Annotated in this window: 15 protein-coding genes; 11 read left to right on the forward strand and 4 right to left on the reverse strand. The window is 70.8% G+C overall.

The window, feature by feature from the left end; translation table 11 throughout:
- Positions 1–98: 98 nt before the first annotated feature.
- The 6 genes from AAHG03_RS19620 (at position 99) to lexA (ending at position 6,430) form a co-directional block, all read left to right on the forward strand.
- Entirely contained in the window at positions 99–1,625 is a 1,527-nt protein-coding gene (locus AAHG03_RS19620; RefSeq protein ID WP_342152580.1) for a Do family serine endopeptidase, read from the forward strand.
- 233 nt (positions 1,626–1,858) lie between these two features.
- Positions 1,859–2,299 carry a hypothetical protein gene (locus AAHG03_RS19625; protein ID WP_342152581.1) on the forward strand — a complete coding sequence of 147 codons (441 nt, stop codon included), beginning with the start codon at positions 1,859–1,861 and terminating at the stop codon, positions 2,297–2,299.
- A 76-nt stretch (positions 2,300–2,375) separates the two neighbouring features.
- The gene (locus AAHG03_RS19630; RefSeq protein WP_412759772.1) at positions 2,376–3,458 is read left to right on the forward strand and encodes a tartrate dehydrogenase; all 1,083 of its coding nucleotides are present in this window, start codon (positions 2,376–2,378) and stop codon (positions 3,456–3,458) included.
- 11 nt (positions 3,459–3,469) lie between these two features.
- The gene (locus tag AAHG03_RS19635; protein WP_342152584.1) at positions 3,470–4,294 is read left to right on the forward strand and encodes a beta-keto acid cleavage family enzyme; all 825 of its coding nucleotides are present in this window, start codon (positions 3,470–3,472) and stop codon (positions 4,292–4,294) included.
- A gap of 277 nt (positions 4,295–4,571) precedes the next feature.
- Positions 4,572–5,522, forward strand: coding sequence for a DUF1236 domain-containing protein (locus AAHG03_RS19640; protein WP_342152585.1), 951 nt, complete (start codon positions 4,572–4,574; stop codon positions 5,520–5,522).
- A gap of 194 nt (positions 5,523–5,716) precedes the next feature.
- On the forward strand, positions 5,717–6,430 hold the full coding sequence (gene lexA, locus AAHG03_RS19645) for a transcriptional repressor LexA (protein ID WP_342152586.1): 714 nt from the start codon (positions 5,717–5,719) through the stop codon (positions 6,428–6,430).
- Here lexA and AAHG03_RS19650 read toward each other — a convergent pair.
- The gene (locus AAHG03_RS19650; protein WP_342152587.1) at positions 6,424–8,664 is read right to left on the reverse strand and encodes a ComEC/Rec2 family competence protein; all 2,241 of its coding nucleotides are present in this window, start codon (positions 8,662–8,664) and stop codon (positions 6,424–6,426) included. The two genes, lexA and AAHG03_RS19650, sit on opposite strands and share 7 nt — an antisense overlap.
- Positions 8,665–8,812: 148 nt before the next feature.
- Here AAHG03_RS19650 and gltX point away from each other — a divergent pair, with 148 nt between their 5' ends.
- From gltX to AAHG03_RS19665, 3 genes are all read left to right on the forward strand, one after another.
- Positions 8,813–10,237, forward strand: coding sequence for a glutamate--tRNA ligase (gene gltX / locus AAHG03_RS19655; protein ID WP_342152588.1), 1,425 nt, complete (start codon positions 8,813–8,815; stop codon positions 10,235–10,237).
- 211 nt (positions 10,238–10,448) lie between these two features.
- Positions 10,449–11,738: a citrate synthase gene (locus AAHG03_RS19660; protein WP_342152589.1), complete on the forward strand. Its 1,290-nt coding sequence runs from the start codon at positions 10,449–10,451 to the stop codon at positions 11,736–11,738.
- Positions 11,739–12,127: 389 nt separating this feature from the next.
- Complete coding sequence (locus tag AAHG03_RS19665) at positions 12,128–13,027, forward strand: MBL fold metallo-hydrolase (protein WP_342152591.1); 900 nt, start codon at positions 12,128–12,130, stop codon at positions 13,025–13,027.
- Between the two features lie 190 nt (positions 13,028–13,217).
- On the opposite strand, the gene AAHG03_RS19670 is transcribed toward AAHG03_RS19665, so the two are convergent.
- From AAHG03_RS19670 to AAHG03_RS19680, 3 genes are read right to left on the reverse strand one after another with little or no spacing between them, the layout of a single operon-like run.
- The gene (locus AAHG03_RS19670) at positions 13,218–14,258 is read right to left on the reverse strand and encodes a sensor histidine kinase (protein ID WP_342152592.1); all 1,041 of its coding nucleotides are present in this window, start codon (positions 14,256–14,258) and stop codon (positions 13,218–13,220) included.
- Complete coding sequence (locus AAHG03_RS19675) at positions 14,255–14,689, reverse strand: response regulator (RefSeq protein ID WP_412759773.1); 435 nt, start codon at positions 14,687–14,689, stop codon at positions 14,255–14,257. Before AAHG03_RS19675 ends, AAHG03_RS19670 begins: the two co-directional genes overlap by 4 nt.
- 14 nt (positions 14,690–14,703) lie before the next feature.
- Positions 14,704–16,587, reverse strand: coding sequence for an MHYT domain-containing protein (locus AAHG03_RS19680; RefSeq protein WP_342152596.1), 1,884 nt, complete (start codon positions 16,585–16,587; stop codon positions 14,704–14,706).
- 430 nt (positions 16,588–17,017) lie between these two features.
- Between AAHG03_RS19680 and AAHG03_RS19685 the strand changes: the two genes are divergently transcribed.
- Positions 17,018–19,111 (forward strand): peptidase domain-containing ABC transporter, encoded by a 2,094-nt coding sequence (locus AAHG03_RS19685; RefSeq protein ID WP_342152629.1) that lies wholly within the window; start codon positions 17,018–17,020, stop codon positions 19,109–19,111.
- A gap of 26 nt (positions 19,112–19,137) precedes the next feature.
- On the forward strand, positions 19,138–20,532 hold the full coding sequence (locus AAHG03_RS19690) for an HlyD family type I secretion periplasmic adaptor subunit (RefSeq protein WP_342152597.1): 1,395 nt from the start codon (positions 19,138–19,140) through the stop codon (positions 20,530–20,532).
- Positions 20,533–20,826: the final 294 nt, after the last annotated feature.

Genomic DNA, 20,826 nt, shown 5'->3' on the forward strand with positions numbered 1-20,826 from the left:
TCGCGACACCCCGGCGTCAGACGGGCCTCCCTAGAAACACTCTCACGGCCCGCCGCCCCGGCGGCCGGCCCACAGAGTTTCGGAAGAGAGACCCGTCCATGACCCTGACCGTTCGCCGCCGCGCCCTCGCCTCCGCCGCCGCGGCCGCCCTCGTCGCGGGGGGCGCCGCCGGCTTCGGCCTCACCCCGCCCGCGACCCCGGCCTACGCCCAGGCCCTGCCGCAGACGCCGATCGCCGCGCCCCAGCATCCGCCGGGCTCGTTCGCCGACGTGGTCGACAAGGTGAAGCCCGGCGTCGTCGCCGTGAAGGTGAAGCTCAACGCCGACGCCAGCGACGACGATGACGACGACACCCCCGGCAACGGCAACCTGCAGCAGGTGCCGCCGCAGCTGCGCGAGTTCTTCAAGCGCTTCGGCCAGGGCGGCCAGAACGGCCCGCAGGGTCGCAGCGCCCCGCAGCAGCGGGCTGAGCGCGGCGCGGTCGGCTCGGGCTTCATCATCTCGGGCGACGGCTACGTGGTCACCAACAACCACGTCGTCGACAAGGCCAAGACGGTGCAGGTGACGCTCGACGACGGTCGCACCCTCGATGCCAAGGTGATCGGCAAGGACCCGAAGACCGACCTCGCGCTGCTGAAGATCAACGAGAGCGGCACCTTCCCCTACGTTCAGTTCGGCAAGGGCGCCCCGCGCGTCGGCGACTGGGTGGTGGCCATCGGCAACCCGTTCGGCTTAGGGGGCACGGTGACGGCCGGCATCGTCTCGGCCCGCGGTCGCGACATCGGCGCCGGCCCCTACGACGACTTCCTCCAGATCGACGCGCCGATCAACAAGGGCAACTCGGGCGGCCCGACCTTCAACGTCAACGGCGAGGTCGTGGGCGTGAACACCGCGATCGCCTCGCCGTCGGGCGGCTCGGTCGGCCTCGCCTTCGCGATCCCCGCCGAGACGGTCCAGGCGGTGGTCGATCAGCTCCGCACCGACGGCAAGGTGGTGCGCGGCTATCTCGGCGTGCAGGTCCAGCCGGTGACGAAGGACATCGCCGACGGCCTCGGCCTCGACAAGGCCAAGGGCGCGCTGGTCGATCACGCCGAGACCGGCACGCCCGCCGCCAAGGCCGGCCTGAAGTCCGGCGACGTGATCGAATCGGTCAACGGCGCGCCGATCAACGACGCCAAGGAGCTGTCGCGCAAGATCGCCGGCCTCAAGCCCGGTACGGCGGTGAAGCTCGCCTACCTGCGCAACGGCAAGAACGACGTCGCCACGGTCGAACTCGGCACGCTGCCCACCGACGGCAAGGTCGCGAGCCGCAGCAGCGACGACGACGCCGCGAGCGGCCAGCCGCGTCTGGGCCTCAGCCTCGCCCCGGCGGGCGATGTCGGCCTCGGCGGCGACGGCGTGGCGGTGATGGACGTCGATCCCTCCGGCCCGGCCGCGGCCAAGGGCATCGAGCAGGGCGACGTGATCCTCGATGTCGCCGGCACCAGCGTCTCGAAGCCGTCCGACGTGCAGGCGCAGATCAAGGCGGCGCAGGCCAATGGCCGCAAGGCGGTGCTGATGCGCGTCAAGAGCGCCAAGGGCCAGACCCGCTTCGTCGCGGTGGCGCTGACCACCAAGCAGGGCTGACCCGCGACCCGGCGGGACCGGCGACGGTCCCTCCGCCCCATCCCTCGTGTTTTCCTCCCCCGACTTCACGGCCCGCTCCCCGGAGCGGGCTTTTTTGTTCCCGGTCGGGATGAGGCGCCCGGAGCCGCGTGTCGTTGCGCACGCCTTTTGCTTGGGTCTCCGGAACCCGCGGCACGTCGAAAACTTCGGTTCTCGTCGCGGCCGACGTGTCGCCTATCGAGGACGAGACCGGGATGACGCTGCTTCACCGTACCCTCCTCGGAAGCCTCGTCGCCTCCGGCGTGGCGCTCGGTGCGCCGGCCGAGGCGCGGCCCGGCTGGGTCTCCGGCACCTGGGTCTATGCCGACCTCTGCACCAGCCCCGAGGACGGGGCGCAGGCGGGGCGGCGCATCACCCTCAAGCGCTCGCCCAACGGCGACGGCCTGATCTACGAGGGGGCCGGGCTTCGGGCACCGGTTTCCACGACGGTCGTCGTGGACGACGCCACCAAGGACGTCGCCTTCCGCATCGAGACCGAGGCCGGCCTCGTCAGCTTCCACGGCACCGCCGGCCCGGAGGCGCTGGTCGGCACGCTGGACAGCGCCGCGGGCTCGCAGCCCGTTCGCCTCAAGCGCGTCCTGCGGGTGCGTGCCCCCGCGGCCTGCCCCGGCGAGACGACAGGCTCGATCAACTGACACCGCTTCTCCGCCCCCGGCATTGACGCCGGAGCCCCGCGGCGCGAGGGAGACCGAAAGGTCGCGCCGGGAGGATATGTTGGCGGAAGGCAAGCGCAGCTATCGGATCGCGGTGATCCCCGGCGACGGCATCGGCAAGGAGGTCGTGCCCGAGGGCGTGCGCGTGCTGGAGCGGGTGGCCAAGCGCCACGGCTTCGAGCTGCGCCAGGACTGGTTCGATTTCGCCTCCTGCGACTATTACGAGGCCCACGGGCGGATGATGCCCGAGGACTGGAAGGCGCGGATCGGCACGCACGACGCGATCTATTTCGGCGCCGTCGGCATGCCGGACCGCGTGCCCGACCACATCTCGCTGTGGGGCTCGCTGATCCTGTTCCGGCGCGAGTTCGACCAGTACGTCAACCTGCGCCCCGTGCGCCTGATGCCGGGAGTGAAGAGCCCGCTCGCCGGCCGCGAGCCCGGCGACATCGATTTCTGGGTGGTCCGCGAGAACACCGAGGGCGAGTATTCCAACGCGGGCGGCCGGATGTTTCCCGGCACGGACCGCGAGTTCGCGATGCAGGAATCGATCTTCACCCGCCACGGCACCGACCGGGTGCTGCGCTTCGCCTTCGACCTCGCGCAGAGCCGGCCGAAGCGGCACCTGACCTCGGCGACGAAGTCCAACGGCATCTCGATCACCATGCCGTACTGGGACGAACGCGTGCGGGCGATGGCCGAGCACTATCCGGACGTGCGGTGGGACCAGTACCACATCGACATCCTGACCGCCCATTTCGTGCTGAACCCCGACCGGTTCGACGTGGTGGTGGCCTCCAACCTCTTCGGCGACATCCTGTCCGATCTCGGGCCGGCCTGCACCGGCACCATCGGCATCGCGCCCTCGGGCAACATCAACCCGGAGCGCAAGCACCCGTCCGTGTTCGAGCCGGTCCACGGCTCGGCCCCCGACATCGCCGGGCAGGGGCTCGCCAACCCGATCGGGCAGATCTGGTCCGGCGCGATGATGCTGGAGCATCTCGGCGAGCGGGAAGCGGCGGCCGAGATCGTCGCTGCCATCGAGCGGGTGCTCTCGGAGAAGACCCTGCGCACGCGCGACCTCGGCGGCAACGCCGACACGCAGGCTTGCGGGAAGGCCGTCGAAGAGGCCCTGGGCTAGGAGCGCCGAGCATGCGGCCCGTCGTCGTCACGGTGGCGATCACCGGCTCGGTCGCCCGCAAGGCCGACAACCCGACCGTGCCGATCACGCCGGCCGAGCAGATCGAATCGACGCGGGCCGCCTACGAGGCCGGGGCGGCGCTCGCCCACATCCACGTGCGCGAGGACGACGAGACCCCCTCGCACGATCCCGACCGCTTCGCCCGCGTGCAGGACGGCATCCGCCGCCACTGCCCCGGCATGATCGTGCAGTTCTCGTCGAGCGGATCGGAGCCGGACGCGGACCTGCGCGGCGCCTGCCTTGCCCACCGCCCGGACATGGCCTCGCTCACCACCGGCTCGACCAATTTCGCGGCCGGCGTCTACCGGAATCCGGCCCCCCTCTACACGGCACTCGCCGAGCGGATGCGGGCGAACGGCGTTCGGCCGGAGATCGAGGTGTTCGACCTCTCGCACCTCCACAACGCCCGCCGCCTGATCGATGCCGGCCTCACCGACCCGCGCAGCCACATCCAGTTCGTGCTCGGCATTGCCGACGCCATGCCGGCCGACCCGCACTGCCTCGACATCCTGCTCGCCGAGACCCGCCGCCTCCTGCCGCAGGCCACCTGGGGCGCCTTCGGCATCGGCCGCTTCCAGCGCGAAGCGATCCGCTGGGCACTGGCGCGGGGCGCCACCGGTATCCGCACGGGGCTGGAGGACAACATCCGCCTCTCCAAGACCGAACTCGCCGACGGCAACGCCGCGCTGGTGCGACTCGCGGTCCAAATCTGCGCCGAGTACGGTGCCCGCCCAGCGACGTCCGACGAGGCGCGGGCGATGCTGCATCTGAACTGAACCGACGCGCCGGGCCCCAGCCCCCCCTCATTCCCACCCACTCCCCTCATCCTGAGGTGCTCCGCTGCGCGCCGCCACCTCAGGATGAGGGCGAGAGGGGGAAAAGCGTCGAACGGAACGCGGCGCGATCCCGAAAAATCCGCCCGGACAAATCCCCTTCTCTGTCCCGCCATCGCTCCGAAACCCGGGCGATTCGCGGAACGGTTTGTCCGCACCGGCCGTTGCGAGGCCGGTTTCGGCGCTGTGGGCAGCGTCGCGTAGGGGACAGGGACGTACCATGAGCAAGTTCTTACGCAGCACGGCCACAGCGGCCATCCTCGTGCTCGGCGCCGCGACGGCCATGGCTCAGGGCGGCGGCGCGGGCGGTGGCGCCGGTGGCGGTGCGGGCGGCGGCGCAGGCGGTGGCGGCGCCGGAATGGGGGCCGGCGGCGGCGCGGGTGGCGGCGCGGGCGGTCCCGGCGGCGGCGGCGCGATGCGCGGCGGTGAGGCCGGTGGCGCGGGCGGCGCCGGTGGCGCCATGCGCGGCGGCGAGGCCGGCGGCGGCGCGGGTGGTGCCATGCGCGGCGGCGAGCCGGGCGGTACCGGCGGCGCGATGCGCGGCGGTGAGCCGGGTGGTGCCGGCCGGGCCGGCGAGCCCGGCGGCAAGGGTGCTGCGGGCGAGCGTGGCGGCAAGGACGCCGCCGGTGAGAAGGGCGGTCGCGACGGCGCCGAGCGCGGCGAGCGCGGTGGCAAGGACGCCGCCGGCGAGCGTGGCGGCCGTGACGGCACCGAGCGCGGCGAGCGTGGCGGCAAGGACGCCGCCGGTGAGCGCGGTGGTCGTGACGGCGCCGAGCGCGGTGAGCGCGGCGGCAAGGACGCCGCCGGTGAGCGCGGTGGTCGTGACGGCGCCGAGCGCGGTGAGCGCGGCGGCCGGGACGGCGCGGCCGACCGTGGTGGTCGCGGCGGCAACGTCTCCGAAGCCCGCGGCGCCTCGCGCAGCCTGAACAGCACCCAGCGCACCGAGTTCCGCCAGTCGATCACCAGCACCAACGTCACGCGCGTCACCAACGTGAATTTCGGTCTCAACGTCGGCACGGCGATCCCGCGCTCGATCGCGCTGCACCCGCTGCCGCCGGCGATCCTGACCCTGGTGCCGGCCTATCGCGGCTTCCAGTTCATTCTGGTCCGCGACGACATCGTCATCATCGATCCCGACACCTACGAGATCGTGGACGTGATCCCCGCCTGATCCGGTCCCGGATCGGCCGAGAGGCAGCGAAGAGGGCGGCGGAGCTTCGGCTCCGCCGCCCTTTCCTTTCGAGCCGTCGCCCTCAAAACGGCCAAGGACGCCCTTGCGGAACAGGTGGGGAACGTCTAGCCTGTTCGCGATTTGTTTTTCCGTGATCGGGCCGCGCCTCTGCGGCGTTCGACAGCAGGTGCCGCATGCTGACCCGCAAGCAACTCGAACTGCTCCAGTTCATCCAGGCCCGGATGCAGGAGAGCGGCGTCCCCCCGTCCTTCGACGAGATGAAGGACGCGCTCGATCTCAAGTCGAAGTCCGGTATCCACCGCCTGATCATGGCGCTGGAGGAGCGCGGCTTCCTCCGTCGTCTGCCGAATCGCGCCCGCGCGCTCGAGATCCTGCGCATGCCCGACGCGCCGGCCGCCAAGCCCGCGCCTGCCGAACCGCGCCGCTTCACCCCGAGCGTGGTCGAGGGGGGACTTGCCGGCAAGCCGAAGGCGCCGGTGGTTCAGGCCCAGGACGGCGAGGGCCGCCCGGTGATCGTGCCGGTGATGGGCCGGATCGCCGCCGGTACGCCGATCTCGGCCATCGAGAGCCAGAGCCACACCATCGCGATGTCGCCGGACTTCCTGGCCGGGGGCGAGCATTACGCGCTCGAAGTGCGCGGCGATTCGATGATTGAGGCCGGCATCCTCGATGGCGATCTGGTGGTGATCCACAAGCAGGAGACCGCCAACAACGGCGACATCATCGTCGCGCTGATCGACGACGAGGAAGCCACGCTGAAGCGTCTGCGCCGCCGCGGCTCCTCGATCGCGCTGGAGGCCGCCAACCCGGCCTACGAGACCCGCGTGCTCGGGCCCGACCGGGTGCGCATCCAGGGCAAGCTCGTTAGCCTCGTGCGCCGCTACTGAGGCGAATCGGGCGCTTCGACCGGCTCGGGGGCGGCCTCGGGGCTCGCGGCCGGGGGCGGCGCGGGCGGTCCGGTGCCGGGGCGCTCCTGCCAGGGCTTGGGTGAGCCGGCGCCGCGGGCGGTGACGACCTCCGGGCCGGTCGGTCTGAGGCGGATCGCGGTGGCGCCGTTCGCTGCGAGATAAGCGCGGTCGATCCGCAGCGGCGCGGCGCAGTTCGGCGGGGCCGTCAGGCGGCTGATCAGGATGTCGGCGCGGGCGCAATCCTCGGCGAAGGCGCGCTTGTCGGTGACCAGCGCGACCTTGCGGCCATCGGCGGCGATCATGGTGCAGCCGAGGCGGTCGCAGCGCACATCCGGGCCGCCGCTCACGTCGGCAGCCCTGCGCGCGTCACCGTCGGCCTTGAGCCACTGCTCCAGCACGAAGCCCGGCGGGCGCCCAAGCACGGCGAGCCGCCCGTCCGATCCGCGGAGCGCCGCCCCGGCCCCGTCGCGGTCCACGTAGAGATCGAACCGTGCCGGGCTCGCCGCGAAGGCGAGGCCGAGTGCTGCGGGCAGCACCGCCAGCGCCCGCAGGCGCGAGACCGGCAGCGTCGCGACGAGGAGCGCCAGCGCCAGCAGCGCGAGCGCCCCGGTGCCGAAAGCCGGCAGCACGACGTTGGCTTGGCCGAAGCCCGAGATCCAGGCGGAGATGTCGAGCATGCCCCGCACGGCGAGCCCCATCAACCACCAGACCGGTTTGTCGAGGGCAAACGGATAGGCCAGCATCCCGAGGACCGCCGCGGGCATCACCGCGAGCGAGACCAGCGGCAGCGTCAGCGCGTTGCCGAAGAGGCCGAACGGCTGCACGGTCTGGAAGTGGTAGGTCGCGAAGGGTGCGGTCGCGATCTGTGCCACCAAGGTCGTGGCCAGCGTTCCGACGCCGACCGTCATCAGCCAGGACAGGGCGCGGGCGAGCCACGAGCCGCCGTCACGGGCAAACAGTCGCCCGTCGAGGAGTGGCGCGCAGGCGATCAGCCCGGCGACCGCCCCGAACGACATCTGGAAGCTCGGGCCGAGCAAGGCTTCCGGCTCGCGGGCGAGCGCGATGATAGCGGCGAGCGCGAGGTTGCGCATGCTGAGCGCCGGGCGGTCCACGAGGATCGCGCCGAGCATCACCAGCGTCATGATGAGCGCCCGCTCGGCCGCCACGTCCCAGCCGGAGAAGGCGCAATAGGCGGTCACCCCCAGCATCGCGGCGCCCGCGGCGACCTTCTTGATCGGAAAGGCCAGCGCCAAAATCGGCACCAGGGCGAGCCCGGCCCGCACCAGCCAGAACACCACGCTGGCCGCCAAGACCATGTGCAGCCCGGAAATCGAGACGACGTGGTAGATGCCCGCCGCGCGCAGCACGGCGTTCGTCTCCTCCGAGATCAGCCCGCGCTTGCCCGTCACCAGGGCGGCGGCCACCGCGCCGGCCTGCCCGCCGATGGCCTCGGTGATGCGCCGGGTCAGCGTATTGCGTGCCTCGTCGATGGAGGCCGTAAGGCGCAACCCTTGAGGCAGGGGCGCTGAGGGAGAAAGAATCTCGACCTTGCCGGTGAGCGAGCCGACCGCGCCGATGCCGCGGAAGTAGGCGTCGCGGGCGAAGTCGTAGCCGCCGGGCCGCGCGGCCTCCGGCGGCGGCAGCAGCCGGGCGGTGGCGCGGATCGAATCGCCCGGCCGCACGACCTGCGCGGTGCGATACGAGACCCGCACCCGCCGCGGGCGGTCCGCCTCGGCAAGCTCGCCGAACCGCTCGACCCGCACGATCAGCCGCGCCCCGCCCTCGCGCTCGTCCAGCGCCTCCACCGTGCCGGCGAGCGGCGCGATGGTGGTGCGCGCCAGCACCGGCCCGGCCACCGAGGCCACCCGCCAGACGCCCGCGGCGAAACCGAGGAAGGCGGCGGCCAGCCCGAGCACCAGCGCGAGCCAGACCGGCCGCGCCCGCAGAAGCGGCGTCAGCCCGAGGCAGACAGCGGCGGCGATGAGGGGTGCGGCGAGGGACGGTACCCCGTCGGTCGCGGTGAAGAAGACGAGGATGCCGGCCCCGAACGCCACGGCGAGCCAGGGAAACAGCCGCCGTTGCTCGGCCTCGCGGGCCAGTCCGCCGCGCAGCTCATCGGCGGCCCATTCGAACAATCGCGCGGGGGCGGGGAGGCGGCCGGCGGCGAGCGCGGGCAGCGCGCCCCGCACCGCCCTGCCGCCGTCCTCCGCCATCGTCGCGCGCGCTCCGCTTGCCGCGCGGTGCCGGCCTGCGCGGCACCGATGAGGATTCCTTAACGCATCCGCATCCGCGTGCTACACGCCCGGCCCAGAGCAGCCGCGGCCGCCCTCCCGAAATCCCAGGTTTTTCAAGAAAAGATCGATGTCGGCACCCGTCGTCACGCGCTTCGCGCCCTCGCCCACGGGCTTTCTCCATATCGGCGGCGCGCGCACGGCCCTGTTCAACTGGCTCTATGCCCGCCGCTTCGGCGGCAAGATGCTGCTGCGCATCGAGGACACCGACCGCGAGCGCTCGACGCAAGGCGCCATCGACGCGATCCTCGACGGGATGCGCTGGCTCGGCCTCGATTGGGACGGGGAGGTGATCTACCAGTTCGCCCGCGCCGAGCGTCACCGCGAGGTCGCCGAGAGCCTGCTGGCCTCGGGCAACGCCTACCACTGCTATGCCACCGCCGACGAACTGACGCAGATGCGCGAGACGGCCCGCGCCGAGGGCCGGGCCCCGCGCTACGACGGGCGCTGGCGCGACCGCGACCCGTCGCAGGCGCCGGCCGGCGTCAAGCCGGTGATCCGCCTGCGCGCTCCGCTCGAGGGCGAGACCGTGGTGGAGGACGGGGTGCAGGGCCGCGTCACCTGGGCCAACCGCGACCTCGACGACCTCGTGCTGCTGCGCTCCGACGGCACGCCGACCTACATGCTCGCCGTCGTCGTGGACGACCACGACATGGGCGTCACCCAGATCATCCGCGGCGACGACCACCTCACCAACGGCGCCCGCCAGAGCCAGATCTACCGCGCTCTCAGCTGGGACGTGCCGGCCATGGCCCATATCCCGCTCATCCACGGGGCGGACGGGGCCAAGCTGTCGAAGCGCCACGGCGCGCTCGGCGTCGAGGAGTACCGCGACCGCGGCTACCTGCCCTCGGCTTTGCGCAACTACCTCGTCCGCCTCGGCTGGAGCCACGGCGACCAAGAAATCTTCTCCACCGAGGAGATGGTCGCGGCCTTCGATCTCAAGGCGATCGGCCGCTCGGCGGCGCGGTTCGACTTCACCAAGCTGGAGAGCCTCAACGGCCTCTACATCCGCGGCAGCGACGACGCGGCTCTGGCCGACGCCATCGACGCGATCCTCCCGGCCCGAGGTCCCGAGCGCGGCCTGCCGACTCACCTGACGCCGGACCTGCGTGAGAAACTGATCGCGGCGATGCCGGGGCTGAAGGAGCGCGCCAAGACGCTGGTGGAGCTTCTGGACAGCGCCTTCTACCTCTACGCCCCGCGCCCGCTGGCGTTGGATGCCAAGGCCGAAGCCCTGCTCGCGGGCGATGCGCTCGAGCGGCTGCGCGCGCTGATTCCCGAACTCGAAGCCCTTCCCGAATGGACGGCCGCCTCCACCGAGGCGGCGGTGCGGCGCTTCGCGGAAGGTGCGGGGGTCAAGCTCGGCCAGGTCGCCCAGCCGCTGCGGGCGGCGCTGACCGGGCGGGCGACCTCGCCGCCGGTCTTCGACGTGCTCGCCGTGCTCGGCCGCGACGAATCGCTGGCGCGCCTGCGGGATCGCGTTCCGGGCTGAGCGCGCTGCCGCAAGGCCGGTGACAAATCGGCCCGGTTCTCGCATCTGCGAAGGACGGCAGGCACCCGCCCGTTGATGGGCGGGAGCCGATCCGCTAACCCGGAGTTCCAGTGAGCAGGCGCAGCGTTCCGCTGCGGCGCCACAACGGAGCGGGAGGCGGTTCGGCTTCCGGTCCGGTGCTGTCCCCGTCGCGAGAAAGGTCCGCGTTCCCATGAGCGCTTCCGCCAGCACCATCATCGTGGGCGACAAACACGTCGAGCTCCCCGTCAAGTCCGGCACCATCGGCCCCGACGTGGTCGATATCGGCAAGCTCTACGCCCAGACCGGCAAATTCACCTTCGATCCGGGCTTCACCTCGACTGCCTCCTGCGAATCGAAGATCACCTATATCGACGGCGACGAGGGGGTGCTGCTCTATCGCGGCTACCCGATCGAGCAGCTCGCCGAGAACGGCGACTTCCTCGAAACCGCCTACCTGATGCTGTTCGGCGAGCTGCCGAGTTCGGCCCAGAAGGCCGATTTCGACTACCGGGTCACGCGCCACACCATGGTGCACGACCAGATGAATCGCTTCTTCCAGGGCTTCCGCCGCGACGCCCACCCGATGGCGGTCATGGTCGCCTGCGTCGGCGCGCTCTCGGCCTTCTACCACGACTCGACCGACATCTCGGACGAGAACCAGCGCATGATCGCTAGCTTGCGCATGATCGCCAAGATGCCGACGCTCGCCGCGATGGCCTACAAGTACACCATCGGCCAGCCGTTCGTGTATCCGAAGAACGACCTCGACTACACCTCGAACTTCCTGCGGATGTGCTTCGCGGTGCCGTGCGAGGAGTACGTCGTCAACCCGATCTACTCGCGCGCGCTGGACAAGATCTTCATCTTGCACGCCGACCACGAGCAGAACGCCTCGACCTCGACGGTGCGTCTGGCCGGTTCTTCCGGCGCCAACCCGTTCGCCTGCATCGCCGCCGGCATCGCCTGCCTGTGGGGCCCCGCGCACGGCGGCGCCAACGAGGCCGCGCTCAAAATGCTGATGGAGATCGGCCACCCCGAGAACGTGCAGAAGTACGTCGCCAAGGCGAAGGACAAGAACGATCCCTTCCGCCTCATGGGCTTCGGCCACCGGGTCTACAAGAACTACGACCCGCGCGCGCGCATCATGCAGAAGACCACCCACGAGGTTCTGAACGAACTCGGGATCAAGGACGACCTGTTGGAGGTCGCGATCCAGCTCGAACAGATCGCGCTCAAGGACGAGTACTTCATCGAGAAGAAGCTCTACCCGAACATCGACTTCTACTCGGGCATCACCCTGAAGGCGCTCGGCTTCCCGACCTCGATGTTCACGGTGCTGTTCGCGCTGGCCCGCACGGTCGGCTGGATCGCCCAATGGGCCGAGATGATCGAGGATCCGTCCCAGAAGATCGGCCGCCCGCGCCAGCTCTATGTCGGCCCGGATCGGCGGGACTACGTGGCGATCGGCCAGCGCGGCTGATTCTTTTCTTTTCGATTTTGCCGTACCGGCCCTCGGGGTCGGTACGGCCGCGAAGGTTTGCTCGGCGCGTACGGCTTGGCGCTGCGTATTCCGCGGCTCCACCGTCATTGCGAGGCGGAGCCGAAGTAATCCAGAGCGCGACTTCTCAGGACGAGGCGGCACCGCGCCGACCCGTCGCTCGTAAGTCACGCCACTTTCGGAAGCTGCGGAGCCCTGGATTGCTTCGGCTTCGCCTCGCAATGACGGTGCGGGGTCCTCCGAGGCGTCGGCGTGAGCGTCGCCGATGCGTTCCGGGTACCAACCGAAGCTTTCCCTCGGGAACTTAACCGCCCGATCCTCGCCTTCCCCGGCAGGACGGCGCGTCGCGCCGTCTGCGGAAGGAGACGGCGGTGGCGCAGCAGATCCCGATCGACCCGCAGGCGCGCGCCGACGATCCAACTGCTGATGCCGCGCGCGACGACCGCACCCACGCCGTCGCGCCCGATCTCGCCTATCGCCGCCTCGTCCTCGTCAACGTCGTGTTCGTCGGCGAGCCCGGCGCGGGGGACCGCGGCTGGGTGCTGGTCGATGCCGGCATTCCGGGCTCGGCGCCCGCGATCCGCGCGGCGGCCGAGGCGCGGTTCGGGGCCGGGGCGCGGCCCGCGGCGATCGTGCTGACGCACGGGCATTTCGACCATGTGGGCGTGCTCGAAACGCTCGCACGGGAATGGGATGCGCCGGTCTACGCCCACGCGCTGGAGCGGCCCTATCTCGATGGCAGCGCCGCCTATCCGGCGCCGGACCCGAGCGTCGGCGGCGGGCTGATGGCGCGGATCGCGCCGCTCTATCCGACGCGTCCGGTCGACGTGTCGGAGCGCTTGCACGATCTCCCGGAGGACGGCAGCGTGCCGCCGCTGCCGGGCTGGCGCTGGCTCCACACGCCGGGCCATTCGGTGGGCCACGTCTCGCTCTGGCGCGAGGCCGACCGCAGCCTGATCGTCGGCGACGCCTTCGTGACGACGGCGCAGGAATCGGCCTACGCGGTCGCCACCCAGGCGCCCGAACTGCACGGGCCGCCGATGTACCTGACCCTCGACTGGCCCGCCGCCGCGGCCTCGGTGCGGGCGCTGGCCGCGCTGAAGCCGGAGCGCGCCGTCACCGGCCACGGCCGGCCGCTCGCAGGGCCGGAGCTGCGGCGCGGCCTCGACACCCTGGCGCAGGACTTCGAGCGCGTCGCCGTGCCGGAGGGCGGGCGCTACGTCGAGCACCCGGCAACAGCCGAGGACGGCTCCGCCTACCGCACGCCGTGAGGGTGCCGGCCTTCGAAGTTTTTCTCAGCGGGCCTCATCCGGCCCAAACCCCCTCATCCTGAGGTGCGAAGCGTAGCGAAGCCTCGAACGAGGGCTCCAGAGATCGCGCGACTTCTGGAGCCCTCCTTCGAGGCTGCTTCGCAGCACCTCAGGATGAGGGGAATGGGTGGGACAAGCCCTCCGAACCGGCTCACGCCTGGAACGACAGCACCGCCCGCGTCCCCGGGCGGCCCGGCGCATAAGTCAGCGCCGAACGGAGGTTCGAGGCCATCGCCCGGATGATGCGCGAGCCGAGCCCCGTGCCCTTGGCCTCGCCCTCGCCGGTCCAGCCGATGCCGTCGTCTTCGACCGCGAGCGAGAGCGTGTCGGCGTCCTGGCGCTCGACGGTGACGCGGATCTCGCCCGCGGCTTCGGCCGGATAGGCGTATTTGTAGGCGTTGGTGACGAGTTCGGTGACGACGACGCCGAGCGAGACCGCCTTGTCGGTGGCGAGCCGGATCGGTTCGGCCTTGAGGCGGATGGCGTGGTCGCGGCCGGACGCCTTCATGGCGAGCTGCAATTCCTCGACGAGGCCGCTGAGATAGGCGTCGAGTTCCACCGCCTCGACGTCCTGCGAGGTGTAGAGGCGGCGGTGGATGCCGGCGATGGCGGAGATGCGCGCCTGCATCTCCTTCAGCGCTTCCTTGGCGGCCGGGTCCTTGACCGCGCTGGTCTGCATGTGGGCGAGCGCCGCCACCAGCGTCAGCGAGTTGGCCACCCGGTGGTTGACCTCGCGCAGCAGGAGTTCGGCCCGGTCGCGGGCCTCGCGCACGGCGGCCTCGGCCCGCTCCTTGTCGCGCCGCATCGCCTCGGCGCGAAGCGCGGTGTCGATCGCCTCGCCGAGCAGCTCGCGGAACTGGCCCTGTACGTCCTTCCACACGTAATCGACCGCGCCGGCCTTGAGCGCGGCCACCGCGACGCGGCTGTCCTCGGAGCCGGTGACGTAGACGACCGGCGGGGCGTCGGGCAGGGCGCGGATTTCGGGCAGCAGATCGAGGCCGGTCTGGCCCGGCATGTGATGGTCGAGGGCGACGAGGTCGATCCCGCCCCGGCGCAGCCGCGCCAGCCCGGCCTCGCCGTCGAGGACGATCTCGACGTCGTAGCCGCGCGTCTGCAGCGCCCGCTGCACGAGGCGGCCGAGGCCCGGATCGTCGTCGATGTAGAGGACGCGGCAGGAAGCGGGGGCGGTCATGAGTTCTCGGGCACCTGCATCACCGAGAAGAACAGCCCGAGCTGGCGGATCGCGTTCGAGAAGCCTTCGTAGTTGACCGGCTTGGTGATGTAGACATTGGCGCCGAGATCGTAGCAGCGCTGAATCTCGCGGGCGTCGTCGGTCGTGGTCAGCACCACCACCGGCGAGCGGCGGGTATGCGGATTGGCCTTCACCCGCTCCAGGATGTCGATGCCGGTCATGTCCGGCAGGTTGAGGTCGAGCAGCACGAGGAGATGGCGGCGCGCGCTCACCTCGCCGGAGCCGTCGGGCCCGAGCAGGTATTCGAGCGCCGAGGTGCCGTCGCGGAACGGCACGATCTCGTTGTTCACGCCCGCGCGGCGGATGTTGCGCTCGATCAGGCGAGCATGGCCCTCGTCGTCCTCGATCATCACGATGCAGACGGGATGCATGGTGGTCTCCATCGTCATTCGGCGGCCATCCGCGTTGCAGCGCGTTGACTTTTGTCGGCTGTAGCGGTCCCGCGCGGCAGCGTCACCGTGAAGGTGGTGCCTTCGCCCAGTTTCGATGACAGCTCGATGCGCCCGTCGAGCGCTCGCACCAGCGCCTTGACGTGGGCGAGGCCGATCCCTTCGCCCGGCTGGTCCTGCTGGCCGGAGCGGCGAAAAAGCTCGAACACGCGGGCGTGGTCCCGCTCGGCGATGCCGCGGCCGTTGTCCGAGACGGTGAAGCGCACGCGGTTGCCCGGTGCGGGCTTCGCCGCGATCTCGATCAGGCCGGGTCGGGCGGGGTCGAGGTATTTCAGCGCGTTGTCGATCAGGTTGCCGAAGATCTGCTCCACCGCGAGCCGGTCGGCGGCGATGGTCGGCAGGTCGGGCGCGACGACCACGCGGGCGCCCTTGCGCTCGGCCTGATGGCGCTGCGCGTCCGCGATGCCTTGCAGAAGGGCGCTCATGTCCAGCGGCTCGGCATCGAAGCGGCGGCGGCCCTCCCGCGACAGCTTGAGGATCGCCGCGATCAGCCCCTCCATCTTGGTGATGGCCGCGCTGATGAAGCCCAGCGCCTCGCCCATGTCGGTGTCGATGCGCTGCGCCTGCGGGTGATTGCCCAGCGCCGCGCGAATGTCCTCGCGGGTCGCCTCGAGCTCGCTGGTGAAGCCCATCACGTTGACGAGCGGCGCGCGCAGATCGTGGCTGACGATGTAGGCGTAGCGCTGGATCTCCTCGTTCGATTCGCGCAGTTCGGCTTCCGCTTCGCGCTGCTCGGTGATGTCGGTGTGGACGCCGACCCATTCGCGGATCGCCCCGTGCGCGTCGAGCACGGGGATCGCCCGGATGGCGAAGTGGCGCCACATGCCGTCACGCGCCCGCACCCGGTGCTCGTGGACGAAGGTGCGCCGCTCGGCCACCGTCCGGTTCCATTCGTCGATGCTGGACTGCCGGTCGTCGGGATGGACCGCGTCGGCCCAGCCGTAGCCCTGGTACTCGTCGCGCGTCTGCCCGGTCAGCGCCGCCCAGCCGGGCTGCTCGCCTGTCATCCGGCCGGTCGGGTCGTTGGTCCAGAGCACACCGCGCACCGCCTGGACCGCGGCGCGGAAGCGCTCCTCGCTGGCGCGCAGTTCGCCGCCGATCCGCTGCTGATCGACCGAGGCCGCGAGGATCGCCAGGAACAGGATGACGAAGGTCGCGCCCGCCACCGCCAGCGCGAGGTTCTGCTGGTCCATGCTGGTGGCGGCGATGTGGGCTGCGTGCGATCCGGCCTCCTCCGCCGTAACGGTCGCCGCCGCCATGCCGGTGTAATGCATGCCGGCCACCGCCGCGCCCATCAGGCAGGCGGCGCCGAGCCGCTGCCACGGGCTGCCGGGGCGGAAGGTGAGCCACAGGGCGGCGGTCGCCGCGGTGACCGCGATGGCGACCGAGAGCGCGACGATGATCGGGCTGAAGGCGAGGTTGCCGTGCACCTGCATCGCCGCCATGCCGGTGTAGTGCATCGCCGCGACCCCGAGTCCCATCACCGGGCCGGCGATCAGCACGTCGCGGTCGCGGGCGCCGTCGCGGGCGACGTAGCCCAAAGCCGCCCCGGTGAAGCCGATGGCGATGGCGAGCGACAGGGCGGTGAGGCCGAGATGGTAGGTCGCGGGCAGGCCCATCTCGAAGGCCAGCATGCCGACGAAGTGCATCGACCAGATGCCGCCGCCCATCGCCAGCGCCGCCCCGGCGAGCCAGACCGGCCGTGCGTTCGCCGCCGCGCCGCGCACCCGCCCGCCGAGGTCGAGCGCCGTGTAGGAGGCGAACACCGCAATCGCGATCGAGAGGGCGACCAGCGCCGGATTGTAGCCTGTGGGGACCATCGTCTCGGATTTTTTGGAGCGCGTACCGGATGCGCCGCCTCAGGCTACCCGGTCGGGGCAAGCGGCGCCATCGGATTGGATCGCTCCGTCCGTCCTCTTTGTGGCTCCAGCACGGCCGACCGGCGGCGGCAGTTCGTTCGGGTCAACCGCATCCGAGCGTCAAGGTTAACTCAATGTTGAGCGATGGCGGCCCACAGTCGCCTCCGGGCCGATACGGTTCCGGGGGGGAGTTTTTCGTCGTGGAGTCATCCGCCGAACCGGTCGGCCGCGCGCCCCGCCGGGATTTCGCCGCCGCCCACCGGGCCGCCTGAGGCGTCCAGGCCATGCCCGCGCCCGCCCCGCCGCACCGTCCCGACTGGAGCTTCGCGTGAACGCGCCGGCCTCCTTCCTGCTCTCGCGCCATCACACGGCGATCCGCTGCCTGTTCGTGATGGCGCTCCACCGGGGCGTCCAGCTCCGGCCCGAGGCCATCGCCGGGATCAGCGAGGACGACCCGACCGGCTCGATGCTGAAGGTGCTGGCCGCCTCCGGGCTGGAGGGCCGGCTGCTGACCAAGCGCCGCTGGAAGCACCTCGCCGCCATGGGCGGCGCGTGGCCGGTGATGGCGCAGCAGAAGGGCGGCAACTGGGTGCTCGTCACCGATTCCGCCGATGGTCCCGAGGGGCCGGGCGTGATGGTTCTCGACCCCCGCACCGAAGCCGACGGCGGCGTCCCGGTCGCGCGTGAAAAATTCGTCGCGGAGTGGTCCGGCACGTTGATGCTGTGCCGTCCGGCCAAGGCGAAGCCCACCGAGCCGGAGACCTTCGGCCTTACTTGGTTCCTCCCCGAGATTTTGCGCGAGCGGCGCTATCTGCGCGACGTCGCGGTCGCGGCCGTGATGGCGACGATCATCGGCTTCGCTACGCCGCTCACCTTCCAGGTGCTGATCGACAAGGCGCTCGGCCATCAGAGCTACCGGACGCTCGGCGCCATCGTGCTGATCGCCGCGATCCTGATCGTGTTCGACGGCCTGTTCTCCTACGTGCGCCAGTACCTGATGCTGTACGTGACCAACAAGGTCGACGCGCGGCTCGCCACCCGCACCTTCCGGCACATGCTGCACCTGCCGCTGCACTTCTTCGAGGGGCAGAGCGCGGGCGCGCTGACGCGCAACCTCCAGCAGACCGACACGATCCGGCAGTTCCTCACCGGGCGCCTGTTCCAGGCCGCGCTCGACGCGGTGACGCTGCCGCTGACGCTGGGACTGCTCGCCTTCTACTCGGGCAAGCTCACCATCGTCGTGTTGCTGTTCTCGCTGGCCATCGCCGCGGTGATCGGCGCCATCGTCCCGATCTTCCGCCACCACCTTCAGCGGCTCTATCAAGCGGAAGGCTCGCGCCAGTCGCACCTCGTCGAGACGATCCACGGGATGCGCACCGTGAAGTCGCTGGCCCTCGAACCGGCCCGGCTCAAGGAGTGGGACACCACGGTCGCCACGGGCGTCGCCCGCCGCGCCGCGGTCGGGCGGCTCGCGGCCTTCGCCAACGTGATGACCACGGGGCTGGAGAAGAGCATGCAGCTCTGCGTGCTGGGCCTCGGCGCGCTCGACGTGTTCGACGGCTCGCTCAGCATCGGCGCGCTCATCGCCTTCAACATGGTGGCCGGTCGCGTCACCGGCCCGCTCATCCAGATCGTCGCGCTGGTCAACGAATCGCAGGAGACGCGGCTCGCCGTCGAGATGCTCGGCACGGTGATGACCCATCCGCCCGAGCGCGATCCCCGCCGCCCCGGCATGAAGCCCGAGCTGTCCGGCCGGATGGAATTCGAAGAGGTCACCTATTCCTATCCGGGCGCGGCGGCGCCCGCGCTCGATAGCGTCTGCTTCACGGTCGAGCCTGGGCAGGTCGTCGGCATCGTCGGGCGCTCCGGTTCCGGCAAGACCACGGTGACGCGCCTGATCCAGGGCATCCAGACCGCGCAGGGCGGGGCGATCCGCCTCGACGGGATCGACCTGCGCCAGATCGATCTGCCGCATCTGCGCACGCAGATCGGCGTGGTGCTCCAAGAGAACTTCCTGTTCCGCGGCACGATCCGCGAGAACATCGCCGCGGCGCGCCCCGACGCATCAATCGCCGAGATCGTCGAGGCCTCGCGCATGGCGGGGGCGGCCGAGTTCATCGAGCGCCTGCCCGCCTCCTACGACACGATGGTGCAGGAGAACGGCTCGAACTTCTCCGGCGGTCAGCGCCAGCGCATCGCCATCGCCCGCGCCCTCGTGCTGCGCCCGCGCCTGCTCATCTTCGACGAGGCGACGAGCGCGCTCGATCCCGAGAGCGAGGCCATCGTGCAGGAGCATCTGGCCGAGATCGCGCACGGGCGCACCATGGTCATCGTCTCGCACCGCCTGACCTCGCTGGTCACGGCCGACAAGATCCTCGTGCTCGATCGCGGCCGGGTGGTCGATTGCGCGCCGCACGCCGAGCTGGTCGAGCGCTGCGAGGTCTATCAACGCCTCTGGCACCAGCAGACCAGGCATTTCCAGTGATGCTGCGCCGCTCAAGGGCATCCGACGTGCCACGCGCTCCCCATGCCCGCCGGGCCCGGCTGAAAGGTGCCGCCGCCTGGACCCGCCGCACCATCGACGGCGCGGCCCGTGCCCGCACGGCGCTGCGCGACGAGCCGCAGGACCTCGACGCGCTGTTCGCCGAGCGCCCGCCCGGCGCCATGCGGATGACCCTCTACGGCGTCGTCGCGCTGGTGGCCGCGCTGACGCTGGCCTCGGTCTTAGTCAAGGTCGACATCATCGTCTCGACCTCGGGGCGGCTGCTCGCCGACGCGCCGAACATCGTGCTCCAGCCGCTCCAGCTCTCGATCATCCGCGAGTTGCGGGTGAAGGCCGGCGACACCGTGCGCAAGGGCGACGTGCTCGCCCGCCTCGACCCGACCTTCGCCCAGGCCGACCGCACCGCGCTCGCCAGCCAGCAGGAGGCGCTGCGGGCCGAGCTGGAACGCCTGGAGGCCGAACTCGCCGATCAGCCGCCGCGCTTCACCGGGACCGGCCCGGACGTGGCGCTCCAGACCAGCCTGCACCGGCAGCGGCATTCGCAGTTCGAGGCGCAGTTGCGCTCGTTCGATGCCGAGATCGCCCGCCTCACGGGGAGCCTCGCGGCGGCCGGCGTCAACGCCAAATCGGCCGAGCTGCAATTCGACGTCTATTCCGAACTGGAGCAGATGTATTCGCAGCTCTACAAGAAGACCGTCGCCTCGCGGGTGCAGTATCTCGGCGCGTCGGTGAGCCGCCTCAAGGCCGAGCGCGATCGCCAGGAGGAGGACAACCGCCGCAACGAGCTGGAGAACCAGCTCGCCGCCAAGCGGGCCGAGCGGCAGGTCTTCGTCGATCGCTGGCGCGGCGAGCTGATGGAAGCGCTGGTCAAGGCGCGCAAGGAAGAGAAGAGCGTCTCGGAGAGCCTCGTGAAGGCCAACCGCATGAACGAACTCGTGGTGCTCACCGCCCCAGAGGACGGCGTGGTGCTCGATCTCGCCCGCCGCTCGGTCGGCTCGGTGGTGCAGCCGGCCGAACCGGTGCTGACGCTGCTGCCGCTCGACGCGCCGCTGTTTGCCGAGGTGATGATCGGCTCAGGGGACGCGGGCTACGCCAAGCCCGGCGACGAGGTGATGGTGAAGCTCGACGCCTTCCCCTACCAGCGCCACGGCACGCTGGAGGGGCGCCTGCGCTCGGTCCGGATGGAGACGGCGCAGGGCGCCACCGGCCCCAACACCGCCAACATGACCCATCGCGGGCAGGTGGAATTGGTCGGCAACCACCTGCGCGGCCTGCCCGAGGGCACGCGGCCGATTCCCGGCATGGGCGTCACCGCCGAGATCAAGGTCGGCACCCGCAGCGTGATCTCGTACTTCATCTATCCGCTGATCCGCGGCTTCGACGAGAGCATCCGCGAGCCCTAGACGGCGGCTCGAATCATCACCCGATCCGAATCGAATCCGGCGCAGCGGTCTCCGCTTCGCCGGTTTTATTTTTGCGAAGATCGCGGCGTCGCAGTCGAAGAACCGAATTCCGTAGCCGGGTCGAGACCGCGCCGTCTTCGGACACCGATGATGGATTGTACTCGACCGACGGCGTTACCGGGCGATTCAGCACATGAACGGCCGGCTTCGACATTTCGCAGGCCTATCGGGTTCGGCCGTCCGACTTAAACCGGTTTTAACCGATCGGCCCGCATCGTGGATGAAAGGGCGTCC

The sequence above is a fragment of the Methylorubrum subtropicum genome (genome assembly GCF_038442325.1).
Classification (GTDB): Bacteria; Pseudomonadota; Alphaproteobacteria; order Rhizobiales; family Beijerinckiaceae; genus Methylobacterium; species Methylobacterium subtropicum.